General features: G+C 60.7%; 9 protein-coding genes. All 9 read right to left on the minus strand.

Annotated elements, in window-relative coordinates; all coding sequences use genetic code 11:
* Positions 1-22 precede the first annotated feature (22 nt).
* A complete protein-coding gene (locus DES53_RS18955; protein WP_113959880.1) occupies positions 23-2,533 on the minus strand; it encodes a protein kinase domain-containing protein in 2,511 nt (836 codons plus the stop codon).
* A 178-nt stretch (positions 2,534-2,711) separates the two neighbouring features.
* Positions 2,712-4,955 carry a PP2C family protein-serine/threonine phosphatase gene (locus DES53_RS18960; RefSeq protein WP_113959881.1) on the minus strand — a complete coding sequence of 748 codons (2,244 nt, stop codon included), beginning with the start codon at positions 4,953-4,955 and terminating at the stop codon, positions 2,712-2,714.
* Positions 4,956-4,959: 4 nt separating this feature from the next.
* Complete coding sequence (locus tag DES53_RS18965) at positions 4,960-6,948, minus strand: protein kinase domain-containing protein (RefSeq protein WP_113959882.1); 1,989 nt, start codon at positions 6,946-6,948, stop codon at positions 4,960-4,962.
* 9 nt (positions 6,949-6,957) lie between these two features.
* Entirely contained in the window at positions 6,958-8,163 is a 1,206-nt protein-coding gene (locus DES53_RS18970; protein WP_147263491.1) for a serine/threonine protein kinase, read from the minus strand.
* Positions 8,164-8,201: 38 nt separating this feature from the next.
* The gene (locus DES53_RS18975; protein ID WP_113959884.1) at positions 8,202-9,647 is read right to left on the minus strand and encodes a trypsin-like peptidase domain-containing protein; all 1,446 of its coding nucleotides are present in this window, start codon (positions 9,645-9,647) and stop codon (positions 8,202-8,204) included.
* A gap of 14 nt (positions 9,648-9,661) precedes the next feature.
* A complete protein-coding gene (locus tag DES53_RS18980) occupies positions 9,662-10,483 on the minus strand; it encodes a vWA domain-containing protein (protein ID WP_113959885.1) in 822 nt (273 codons plus the stop codon).
* Between the two features lie 24 nt (positions 10,484-10,507).
* Complete coding sequence (locus DES53_RS18985; protein ID WP_113959886.1) at positions 10,508-11,245, minus strand: PP2C family protein-serine/threonine phosphatase; 738 nt, start codon at positions 11,243-11,245, stop codon at positions 10,508-10,510.
* Positions 11,245-11,823 carry an FHA domain-containing protein gene (locus DES53_RS18990; protein WP_113959887.1) on the minus strand — a complete coding sequence of 193 codons (579 nt, stop codon included), beginning with the start codon at positions 11,821-11,823 and terminating at the stop codon, positions 11,245-11,247. Before DES53_RS18990 ends, DES53_RS18985 begins: the two co-directional genes overlap by 1 nt.
* Before the next feature lie 40 nt (positions 11,824-11,863).
* On the minus strand, positions 11,864-12,637 hold the full coding sequence (locus DES53_RS18995; RefSeq protein WP_113959888.1) for a MotA/TolQ/ExbB proton channel family protein: 774 nt from the start codon (positions 12,635-12,637) through the stop codon (positions 11,864-11,866).
* Positions 12,638-12,639: the final 2 nt, after the last annotated feature.

The raw sequence follows: 12,639 nt of genomic DNA on the forward strand, positions 1-12,639 counted from the left end.
AAATGAGGACCTGCTTTTCTCGTCACGGTTCCAAGACAATCCGGAACCCAGTTTCGGCTGCCTCAGAGGCAGCAAAGGTTTGCCTCCAGGCTGAGGTGAAATACATGAGCTTGTTTCGTTCGATGTCGGCCTTGGCCTCAGGTGTTGTTGCCTGACTGGAATCCCACGGGCGGGTCATAAACGAACCTCCCCGCATCAGGATGCTGTCCGCACCCGAGTTCTGGTCGGTGCACATTTCCAGCACATTGCCGCCGAGGTCGTAGAAGCCAAAGGGGTTGGCGCGATACTTCCCCACATCACAAACCTTGTGTGAGGCATAGTTTCCCAAGGATTCCAGCGCCTCTCCGGTTGTCTCTCCCCAGGGGAATACCTTGCGGTATCGCTCGTTATCCTTCTTATCTTTCCACGGCATGGCCGCGGGCTCTTTGAGATCCGCCATGCTGCTCCATTCCTGGTCCGTGGGGAGGTGGTAGTTGCGCCCTTCCAGTGCACTTAGTTTGAGGCAAAAGTTTTTGGCGAGCCTGGGTTCTGCTACGGTGACAGGTTCCTCGGGAGAACCTGAGATTTTGTAATCGGGAATGATCTGTCCGTAGTCCGACTTCCGAGTCTCGTAGATGCACCCCAGCATCGTCCGCACCGTCACCACACTGCCATCAGGCGCGAGGTCGACCACGGTGAAGGGCACAAACTTCATGCCCAAAGAATTGATAAAGGGATTCTCGAAGCTCCACGGGCCAGAACTGTCCCTGGGTTTTGGTTTGGGCACGTCCTGTCCCACGCCCATGAGGCCGAGATCAAAAATCTTCCTGTCGCCCGGTGCATTGCTGGAGATGTGCAGCGAGGCCTCCCGTGGACCAGCTTCAGCGGGCATGAAGCGGATGCTCAGTGTCCCGGTGGAGCCCGGGGCAATGCTGCGGCTCGTTCCATTGGAGCGGACGAAGTATTCCTTCGCAGCGGGCCCATCCAGGTCGGTATAGGACAGCACCTGCAGCTCCGCCTGGCCCGTGTTTCGGATGGTCAGGTCCAGGATGGACTCGGTTCCGACCGTGATGTTGCCAAACTTGAGGATGCTTCCTCCATCCGCCAGCATCGTGCCCACAGGTTGCTCCAGGGAGATGTCCGGTGTTTTGATGGGAGGCTCGGGTACGGCACGCGGCGGCGCTCCGATGCCGCTCACGATGATGTCAAAGGGACGGTCACGGTCGGAGGAGTTGCTCGCCAGGTGCAGCGTCGCGGTCCGGATTCCTGCTTCGCGGGGCGTAAAGCTCACGATGAAATTCGTGTCCTCCTGGGGAGGCAGGGGAGCGCTGCTGAGGCGGGACACGGAGAACTCATCTGCACCATCGTGCGCGAGTGCCAGGCCTTCGAGTTCAGCTTGGCCCACGTTCTTGACCACTACCGTTCTTGTCGAGGTCATGCCGATGGCGGACTCCCCGAAGTCGACCGCGCCTTTGCCATGTTTCAGGGTGCGGCCCAGGGGATACTCGACTGCCATCACCGGCCCGCGGCTGGCCTGTTCGGATGACTGGGGTGTCTGGGTGAACCAAAGGAGTGAGCTTCCGCCGAGGACGGCGCATGAGGCAAAGGCGGCGCCGATCTTACCCCAGGGTGTCGTCGATGGCGTGGGTGGCAGGGGCGGCCGGACATACAGGGCCTTTTCCCAGGCGGCACAAGTCTGCCACCTGTCCTGGGCACGGCGCTGCAGTGCTTTGTCAATCGCGGCCAGAAAGACCGTGCTGTATTCGCGGAGATCGGGATGGTGCGCCAGTTTTACCAGGGGATCATTCTCGTGCCGGTCCGTCGCCCACGGAGGGTCTGTGCGCATGAAAATCCGGTAGAGCACGGCTCCCAGGGCATAGAGATCCGTCCATGGGCCTTGTCTACCGTTGGTCTGATACTGCTCGATGGGGCCATAGCCCGCCGTGACTATGGCGCTGATATTGGAGGTCTTCAGCCCGGTCATCATGCGGGCGTTGCCGAAGTCGATCAGGACCGGCAACTTGGACTTCCTGTCCATGCGGATGTTCTCAGGCTTCAAGTCCCGGTGCATCACGCCCCCTTCATGCACGAGGGCGAGCGCTGATAGCAGTGTCAGCGTGAAGGTGCGCAGGAAGTCTTCGCTGGGCCGGGCATGCTTGTTGAGCCAGGCCTCCAGGTTGTCCCCATCAATGTACGCCATCACCAGGTAGGCCGTGCCATTGTCCTCAAAGAAGTCGTACACTGGAACGATGGACGGGTGCTGCAGGCTGGCCAGGGTCTTCGCCTCGTTCAGGAAGGAGCGTCTCGCCCACTCCAACGACTCTTCGTTCTTCGGGCCGCCCCTGGCCACAATCCTCACCCCGTCCCGGGCTCGCGCGGCGAAATCAAACGGCAGCATTTCCTTGATGGCAACGTGACGCTCGAGTTGATGATCGTAGGCCAGGTAAGTAAGGCCAAAGTTTCCATGACCCAGGAGTTCCTGGAGCTCGTAATTCCGTTCGCCAAGTGTCAGGCGGTATCCTTTTGGCAGAGCATAGATGTGTTCGGAGGCCATGGGAGCAGGGACAGCGGGTCAGAAACGGAGGAGGTGCATCTTCAAAGGTCTACTGCGCGTCCGGGTTCCATACTGACAGTTGAGTGATCATTTTTTTGTTTGAACGAGATGGTGATGGAATGGAGGAAATGGGCGGGACATCGCTTTCGCCGGTGAGTCCTTGCCGCTTCGGCGCCGCTCAGGAATGTGGCGTGGACGGCATCGAGCCTTCTGCTTCGAATACTTCAGGCGGGGCGCCTGCGGTCACCTCCCCGGAGGAAAAGTTCAACACGCCGGCATTCTTCGTTTCGATCTCCTTCGGGGCTGGGTTCCCGTCCTTGGTGACAGGCGGCGTGGGGACTGGGTTTCGCGCCTCCTCTTTCTTTTCCTCTTCCTTCTTCGGCGGCGAAGGTGACGGCGAAGGCTTCGGTTCCTTTGCTTTGGCCTTCTCCTTTTCCTCGGTCGACTTGTCTCCCTCCTTCTTAGGCGCAGTAGGAGGCGTACCTTTGGGAGCTTCCCTTGCAGAAGGCGGATTGGGTTTTGGACTTGGATTCGAAGGAGGAGTCGGCGGTGTCCCCGCCGTTGGGGACGCAGGCGTCGTTGGCGAAGTAGAAGACGAAGGGGGCGCGGGAGGAGGCTCGGTCTTGGGTTTGTCTGTACTGTCGGCGAGCTCGTTCGGAGGCGTTGAGGCCGAGTTCTCCGCCGACTTCACGTACACGAGGCGGAATCCCAGGTGGTGCTTCTTCTCATCATGCCGGATGACGGACCACTTCTCGCGCATGTTCATGTCCTGGTACATGGTGGCGAGTGCGGCCAGATTATGCAGTGTTTCCTCGTCCCCTGGGGCAGTATCGAAGTGGGAGCCCAGCATCGCGAAGTCTTTGAACTCCTGCGGTGACGGCTGATTGCGATTGGGCGAGAGCCCCACCATTTCTGCGACATTGCCCACATAGTCCGACACCGCGAAGGGCTGATCCATGGTGCGATCGATCTGGTCACCGGGCTGGATTTTGCCCGAGCCCACGTTCCCAAAATCCTCCGGCCTCTTCTTCTCCATGCCCCAGGGATAGGTCCATTGCAGATCGGGACCCCGTCCGGACGCAATCCATTCCATGGCCTCGGGCAGGCGATAGTGCCACTTCTCTCCCGCTCCCCGTTCGGCGATGGCCGCCTGGTCCTTCTGCGTGAGAAGCCGTGCAAACTCCTGCGCCTCGTCGGGGGTGATGTCCGTGATCGGCTGAAGCTCCTCTCCGTCCTTGATGGTCCGCGGTTTGGGCGAGATCGCATTCCAATCCTCGCGTGTGACCTCGTACTTGGTCATGTAGAGGGTGGTCCCATCCTGCCGCTTCACCGGGTGGAAGCGCATGCCCCTGAAGTTCACAAAGCCGACGTCGAGGGGTTTGCCGAGGTTCACGTCCCGGACCGCGTTCAGGTCTCCGACGACCGCCTTCTCGGGTTCCTGCTTGCGTTCCGGGGTTTCGTGTTCCTGCGGAGCCGGGGTGGGCGGTGGTTGTTGCACCACCACGGGGTCCGGGCGTGTCAGCAGGTAGGCTGCCACCGCAGCGAGCAGCAGTCCCGTCACCACGAGCAGCGCTGCGGCCACGGCCCGCTTCGGGAGCCGTGCGCTTGCTCCGGGTGAGGTATCTTTTGGCACCACGGCCGCCACCGTGAGATTGTCACCTTCGGGACCATTGGCTTCCGCAGCACGCGCGACGGCTTTTTTCAGGCGCGCTTCCAGGCCCCGGCTGTCTCCGGCGAGCATGTCCAGCATGACGCGTGGCGGGGTCCGCTCCCAGAAACCATCTGTGCACAGCACGAAGGCATCCGTGGGCGTGACTTCATCCGTCCCGTAAGTCGGCTCGCGATATTCCTTCGTGCCCAGGGACTGCAGCAGCCGCCCCTGGTCTGGATGCTCACCCATCTGCTCCTCGGACACTTCGCCTTGCTCGAAGAGAATCTGCACAACGGAATGATCTCGTGTGCGGGCTATCTGCTTGCCATTGCGGAAGCGATACAGCCGTGAGTCGCCCGAGTGAACCCAATGCGCTTCCGTGGGAGTCAGGTAGAGCGCCACAATGGTCGAAGCCGGCGCGCGCTTGTCACCCATACCTGCCAGGTCGGTGATCCTGCCGTGCGCCGCAGCGCTCATCTTCAAGAGGTCGATCTTCGGCTCCGTGAGCACCCCATTGCGATTTCTCCAGAGTTCCTCCGCCGTCCGCACCACAATCGCGGAGGCCTCGTCACCATTGCGGCAGCCTCCCACGCCATCACAGACGACGATGAGCAGGGTGGACTCCGCGGGATTGGTGAAGAGCCAGCACGCATCCTGCTGCTCGCTGCGTCCACCTATCTGTGGCTGGAGCGCAATTGCGCTCCATGGAGGTACGACGGCTCGGTGCGTGCCGGGCTTCTTGGCGGAGGGAGGTGGCGAGGTCTTTGGCATGGCTTCAATTTTTTACGACGATCACGATGACGGGCTCGTCCAGATCGGGGAAAACTTCGACGACAGGAGTACTGGCAAGCACGGCTTCCGCTGTTTCTTTGCCACCAGGGACCAGGATGATCTTGTCATCCGGCAGTTCAGAAACTTTCTTGCGGTTGGCTGCGTTCTGGAACAACCCGAACGCCATGTCCTCCGGATCGCGTGGTCCCTGGAGCTCAAAGTTCTCCCGGTCCTTCCGGATGATTTCCCTGACGGCAGCCAGCGGAGTGATGCCACGTGCCATCTGTTCTCTCGCAGTGGCACAGTCTGCCTCGGACAACCGGCAGCGATAACCGGCAGCGCGCGCGGTGACGATGCGCCGTGAGATAGAGGGGCTGCCGTGGCTGGCCTTCTCAATGCGCACCTCCCGCACCACCAGCCCAATGCGGCGGACACTGCTGCCAATCAATTGCCGCTCGTACGTGAAGATCTGGCGCATCTCCGCGGTATCAGTGGCAGGGTGATAGTTTACACAGGTGGAGCCGAGGTGGGTGAATCCTCCCACATCCGCCGCATACCGGGCTTCATCACGCGCCTCTTCTGCCATGAAGGCAGTGCGACTCATCTCCCGCAGATCCGCTGTTTCACCGGTGTCATTCACCGTCACGGACTCCGCATAGTTCTCTGCTTTGACACGCTGTTCGATCTCTTCCTTGAGGAATCGATCCATCTTCGCGGGAATCTCCTTGGGTGGCGGCATCGCAGCGCTGGCCACCGCATCGGTGGGAGGAGGTGTGGTGGGCTGCGCGCGGGTGGCAACCACCTGCGATTTCACTCTCTCATTCTCATTCTCGCTGGCGGCTGGCGGCTCACTGCCAGGCACCTTCTCCTGCGGATGGGGCTCCGGTGGTGTTACTGCCCCGGCCTTCGCGGTGGAAATGGGCGCCATGGCGATCTGGTGCAGCCCTGCGTCGGAAATCTTTCCGGTGACTTGCTCTTGGTGCTCGGGCTCTGCTGACATGCGGGCCGCGATCCACGCGCTCGTGAAAGCCAGCACCAGGCAGATGAAAATCGCCAGCACCCAGTTTGCGGTGTCCCCAGTCCTGCTCTTCACGTCCTTGGTGCGCACAGATCCCTTGCGCAACAGCATCTTCCGCCATTGCGCGATGGACTTGGGCCGGCGATCCGCCTTCAAGGCCATCGCGGCATCAATCCCCTTGAGCAGGGCAGGGGAGTACCGCCCGCGGTAGGCGACGGCCAGCGGCATGTATTTGTCCTTCACGTTGCGCTCGCATGCGGGCTGGGGATCCTTCATGGTGATGGCTCTCACCAGCGTGGCTGCCGTGGCGTAGATGTCCGAGGCGGGCGTGAGTGGCTCCGTGGACGTGTACTGCTCAGGGGGGGAGTAGCCGTCCGCATGAAAAATGAAGGTGGACTTGCCATTGCGCTCGCCGTCAGGACGCGCAGCGCCGAAGTCCAGCAGGATGACCTCATTGCGCCGAGTGAGGTAGATGTTGTTCGGCTTGACGTCGCGGTGCAGCAGGCGCGCCGCATGCACTGCCTCCAGCCCATCGAGCACTTGTGTCAGCACGGGCAGGAGATCCGCTTCGGAAGGGCGCCTGGGAAGTTTGCGCAGGTACTGGCTGAACGTCTGCCCATCCACATAGTTCATCACGATATACGAGGTGTTATTCTCCTCGAAGGAGGCCTGCACTGTCACGATGTTGGGATGCCGGAAGAGGGCCAGATGCTTCGCCTCATCCGTGAACTTGCGCAGCAGTCCCTTCCACTCCGCGACCAGCGAGGGCTCCATCGAAATGGGATATACCGCGTGCCCCCGCCGGGTGACGGATTCGGTTCGGAACAGTTCTTTGATCGCCACCTTGTGGCCGAGCTTCGTGTCCGTCGCCAGGTAGGTGAAGGCGAATCCGCCCTTGCCGAGACAGCGCTCGATGCGGAAGCGCCGCACCATGGTGCCAGCAGGCAGGGCGAAGTGGTGAGTCTGCAGGACCATGGCGGACAGTTAGTGAACGAGCAGGGAAAGGAGGAGGAAGATCACCCCCCAGAGCAGCACCACCATGCCCAGGGCCGCCAGCACCCACTTCACCGGGGAGCGCCGCACGGGTTCCCCATTCCAGTTCGTATCCAGAATCTCGGAGACCTCATGCACCGGTGGATGAACCTCTGGCACCCGCACGGGGGGAGGAGGTGGTGGTGGTGATTGCGTTGGCCGGGTAAAAGGCGGGAGGGGTGGAGGACCGACGGTTGGCGGAATCTTCGTGGGTGGCAGTGTACCAGTGGCAGTGCCATTGCCAGATGTGGTGGCGGGAGCCGGTGGTAGAAATTCACGCCAGGCGGCAACCGTCTGCGGGCGGAGCTTGGCTTGGACAATGAGCGCCGTATCGATCGCCTTGCGGAATTTTTCCGAATAGGCACCCAACTCCCGCCGCTGTGCGAGCGGCCGATACTGGTCCCCATTCTCGCCAAGTCTCTCGATGGACTCGGGAGGTGGCGTGCCGGTGATGGCGCGATACAGAGAGGCGCCCACGGCATAGATATCGGTGTACGGTCCCTGCTTGTCGCTGCTGCCGTACTGCTCGAAAGGAGCGTAGCCACGCGTGAGAACGGCGTCCATCTGGCGGCTGCGATTGGCAATCAATTGACGTGCCGCGCCAAAGTCGATGAGAAGAGGCTGGCTGCTTCCGGCCAGGACGAGGATGTTCTCCGGCTTGATGTCCCGGTGCAGGTAGCCCACCCCGTGCACGGTTTCCAGGCCATCGAGCAACGGGTGGAGGAGCGACAGCAATTCACTCTCGCCCGGAGGAGCGCCGGGCCCGCGATCCTCCAGGTATTTTTCGAAGGTGATCCCGTGTGCAAAGGGCATGACGTAGTAGCTGGTTCCGTTGCGGTCGAACAGATCGAGAATTTTCACCACGTTTGGATGATTCAAGCGGCTCAGGATGGTGGCTTCCCGCAGGAAGTCCTGCTGGCAGTGCTTGAACCCGCGCATCAAGCTGGTGGAGAGCGGCACGATTTCCTGTGTGGGCGTGGAGCGGGTGGCGAAATCTCCTGGCAGCAACTCCTTGATCACGCACGGAAGATTGAACCGGTGCGAATGCGCCTGGTACGTCACCCCGAAGTTGCCGACTCCCAGCGTCCGGTGGATCTGATAATGATCCAGCCGGAAGCCGATGGGCAGGGCCAAGGGAAATTCTTCGTGGGCGCTCATGATGGAACCGTGGGAGAGCAGGAACAAAAGGGGACCGTCTAGAAGCGCCGGCGGAGCAAGGCGGTGACCTGGCCGAAGTCCATCCGGTCACCTTCCTTGAGCGCCTGGTCCCTGAAGGGGGCGGAGAGACGGATGTTGTTTACCTTCGTCCCATTGGAAGAATTCCGGTCCGCGACGAAGAGTGAGCCGCTCTTGAGCTCGAAATGCAGATGCTGGCGGGAAATACTGTCGTGCTTCACCGTCACTCCACTGAAGTCCGCGTTGCGACCCAGGATCACACGACCGCGTCCCTTGATGAAGTCCTCATCCGTGAGGCTGACCCGTTGGCGAAAGCCACCCTCGCCCGTGATTTCAAGCTCCCATACCACTCCTGATGAGGGATTCGAAAGTGCCGTGGCATCCCCGTTTGTGCCCCCTGGCTTCTGATGATTTCCAGGCCGGCCCTGCCCGTTGTTCATGAACTCCTCCATCTTTTGCCTGAAGATGGATGTGGGCATGCTCATCGTGGCGGGACGACGCTTCGTCAGCAGCGTCAACCCCAGGCCGGCCGCCACGAGCAGTGCGGCAGATGCCAGGGCGATCAGGGCTTTCTGAAGCATCGTGAGCTGGCCCGGATTCACGATGTTCACCTGACCGAATGGAACGTCGTGCTCGGAAAGGAACGCCGCGAGTTCCTTGGACGACATGGCAAACTGGATCTGGTGCACAGCCTGCTGCCTGCCCTGGCCTACGACGCCCACCACGTACCCGGCACGGTCCAGCAGCGGACCGCCGCTGTTTCCGGGCGCGATGTCCACATTGAATTCCACCGTTTCCACACTGCGGCCTTCGAGATCGGACTCCTGGCCCTTGTTGTCCACTTGCAGCAAGGCCCGGCGGGCGATACGGCGGACTCCGCCGGGAGGCGCCACGGAAGGTGCCGCAAACTGCGCCAGCGACTGGTTCTCCTCCATGTCCTGCGTGATGTCCACCCCCTTGGTCTTGAGTTCCGGCAGGGTCACTTTGTTCAACAGGATCTTTCCAAGGCCGATGGGCCGGGTGTCTGCGATGGCAGGAAAGCCCACCGATGAGACAATGGTGTTGCCACTGATGTCAGGATTCGGCAGCGCGAGGTTCAAGGTCAGCGGGGAGGCGTTGATGCCCGAGCTCACCACGGCAAGATCCGCCTCCGGCAGCGTTTTCACCGATTTCGCCAGGTGAAGGCGGATGCGATCCTTGTTCTTGTGCAGGATGAAGATCATGTCCGCCCCTGCGACCACATGATTGTTCGTCACCACGTCACCGCGATCATTGATGATGAAGCCAGAGCCCACACGTTCGAACGCAGGTGCGGTCGTCCGAACGCAAAGAAAGCGGACACAGGAGTCTTTGACTCGCTCGGTATCGAGTCCGTTTCCTTGATTGCAGCCGCTGGAGCCCAGCACTGCTCCGAATACACACAGGCGCACCAGGTGATGTTTTATACAGGCAAAGAAGGAGGTCATGAATGTTGTTGGGGTCAGAGATTTGGCATGCCGAGAAACTGGCCGCGGTTTTCGCGGGCGAGCTGCATCAGGAAGTCCACGCAATAAGGTTGGGAGTTGTACTCACCGATGGCGATGCAGTGGATTTCCTTCCTGCCTGCATTGCGGGATTTGATATCGGTCGTGATCTCACGGCAGACCATCTCACCCACGCGTTGGCCATCACTGGGCGCCCCATCCGTGATGAGGAAGATTGCTTCCGTGTCATCCATCATCGCCTGTCTCAGGGCGGGCCCCGTTGGCGTCGAGCCGTCTGTGGTTTTCAGGATGCTGGATACAAAGCCCTTGGCAGCCTGCCGCTCGCGAGCATCGAGTTCCACCGGGGTGCTGCGCCACTTGGGCAGGTCCACCCGGACTCCGTCGGGTGCGTGAAAACCCATCACCTGGAGGCGCTGACCAGGCTTCATGCCTTCAATGATGGTCTCGCACACGCTCATCACCACGGGTCGGTAGTCCTGGGCCTGCGGATTCTGCCGGATGTTGTGCATACTCCCCGAGAGATCGACCACCAGTGTGATGGACTTCGCATGCGTGACGATGCCAAAGAGCGCGAGCATGGAGCTCTTCGAGAGTTCCTTCTTCAATTGCTCGATTTCCTGCTTGGCTTGCTCGGTCTTTCTGGTCTGGTCCGCGAGCTTTGTCTCCACCACACTCGTGTCCGGGATGGGCGCGGACTCCAGACGACCGAAGTATGGGATGAGGATGATCGAGATGACCATGAAGGCTCCCATGGCGGAGCAGAACAGGTCGATGGCCGCCAGGCTGAAGATGGTGAATTCGCGTCTCGGTCGGCGCATGGGGACAAAGGGGCTGGAGGTTTATCAGGGCGTGCTGGTGGCAGGGACACACTTCATCACCGTGACGGTCAGGTTGTCCTGGCCGTCCTTGCGTTCCGACTCCACGGCCTGCATGAGCTTCTCGGCGAGCTCGCCTGCCGCCAGGCCCGAATAGATTTCGAGCTTGGATCCAATCTGCGACAGCGGGATGGTATTCATGCCATCGCTGCAGCAGACGATGATGTCGCCTTCCATCAGCTGCACGACGTCTTCAGGAGCATCAATGCGGAAAATGCGTCCACCGGTGAGCGCCGAGGTGAGCACGGCGGAATCCGTGGATCCTTCGTCCACCGGGCTCACGGTGTGTTCTTCATTCAGCCGCAGCATCACCCCAGCCCGGTACAGGTACAGAGGTGAATCTCCCACGCTGACCCAGCGCAGCCGCTTGCCGTGGAGAAAGATGCCCACAAACGTGGTGCCCATCTCATCAGGCGCACCACCCCGGCGGGCATTCTCCGCCGCGATATCGCTGTTCGCCAGGTGGAGCGCATCGAGCATGGCCTGGCGCATGTCCTGCCGGCGCACATCGAGCCGCTGTAGGAAGCACTCCACCGCCAGGGCACTGGCGACTTCGCCGCGCTCGTGCCCTCCCATGCCATCCGCCAGGGCCAGCAGGAGGGCTCCCTCAGGTCCGGATCCGAGAACACAGAAGCCATAGCTGTCCTCCTGGTTCTCCCGTACCCCGCGGACTTGCCTGCCGGCAAATGTGAGCTCTGCAATCATCACGCCTTTGCCTCTCCGCTGGTTCCCGTTGCTTCCGGTTCGTTCCAATCAAAGTCCGCACCGCAAAACGGGACGAAGCGCAATAGGGTGGCGCCAATCTTGATCAGGTCGCCATTCTTCAGCACCACGGCGGAATCGATGGCTTCGCCATTCACGCGTGTGGGATTGAGGCCCTCATCATTGGCCACCTTGAACTTGCGGGCTTCAGAATCGTAGAGGATCTTGGCGTGTTTATCACCAGTGATGCTGGTGTCCCCGAAGTTCAGCACAATCCGGTTTGTCAGATCGCGCCCTATGCTGCTCCAGCCGTAGCCCACCTGCACCGATGTCCCTTTGCCAGGGCCCTGAACAATCACGAGCCATCCAGCCACCGCGTTGCGCGTATTGTCGAGGGAAGGAATGCCGAGGATCATTGTCCCGGGTTTCTTGGGCTGTGCCGGTGCAGGTGCTGGCGCCTGGTCCTGTTGGCCGTAGAGTATCGTGCCATCGGTGGAACTGCCCTCCATCTCGGATGGGGATCCCCAGGCAAGCTCACTACGGCTCACGATCTTGGTCTTCTTGTAGTCGGTATCGCTCATGATGTGGTACGGTTGTGTTGAAATAGAAGAATGAGGAGGGTCACTGGGGCTGGTTGCCGGAGTGCAGACGGTTGATGAGATGGTCCAGGCAGTACTGGCCGGAACGGTTCACAATCTCCTCCTCACGCCCCTGGATGATGTGCATCGCAAACAGGAGGACGGCGGTCATCATCAGCGCGAGGAAGGTGCCGTCATACGCCACGGCCAGGGCCTTGGTGACGTTCATCAAGAGACTGGGATCGGTAGTGGCGGAGTGGCCCGTGACGTCGAGCGCATCGCCAATGCCCTTCACGGTGCCAATGAATCCAAGACTTGGAATCAGCCACATGAGATACCGGAGCATGTTGTAGCCGAGGTCCACCTCATGCATGAACAGGTCGAGGTTTGTATTGAGCAGGCTCTGCGCCTGATCGGTTGATCGGGACGACTGGAACATCAGGATGATGCGCTGGATCAACCGGGGCAGGAAGTATCCCTGGGAGGCTGGCCGGCTGATCCGGGCATAGACCGGCTCGAGATTCTTCGGCGTGAGCATCGCCGCATGTGCGTCCTCTGAAAGGTAGCGCAGCTTGAGCTGCCGGCCCTCACGCGAGCTCACAATGAACCGGTACAGGATTTCCCCCAACCCCAGGAAGAACACCACCCACAGTACATGCTGCACGGTGAATGGATAAGCATCGACACCCCGGTTCTGTAGCAGACGAGCGGCATACCCACCGGGGTCCAGGGTGAAATGCAGGATGACGATCAGCAGCAGTGCTGCAACCAGCATGCTGGCGGTGATTGTCAGATGGATGACCGTTCCGGATTTCATGG

The sequence above is a fragment of the Roseimicrobium gellanilyticum genome, from assembly GCF_003315205.1.
Lineage (GTDB): Bacteria > Verrucomicrobiota > Verrucomicrobiia > Verrucomicrobiales > Verrucomicrobiaceae > Roseimicrobium > Roseimicrobium gellanilyticum.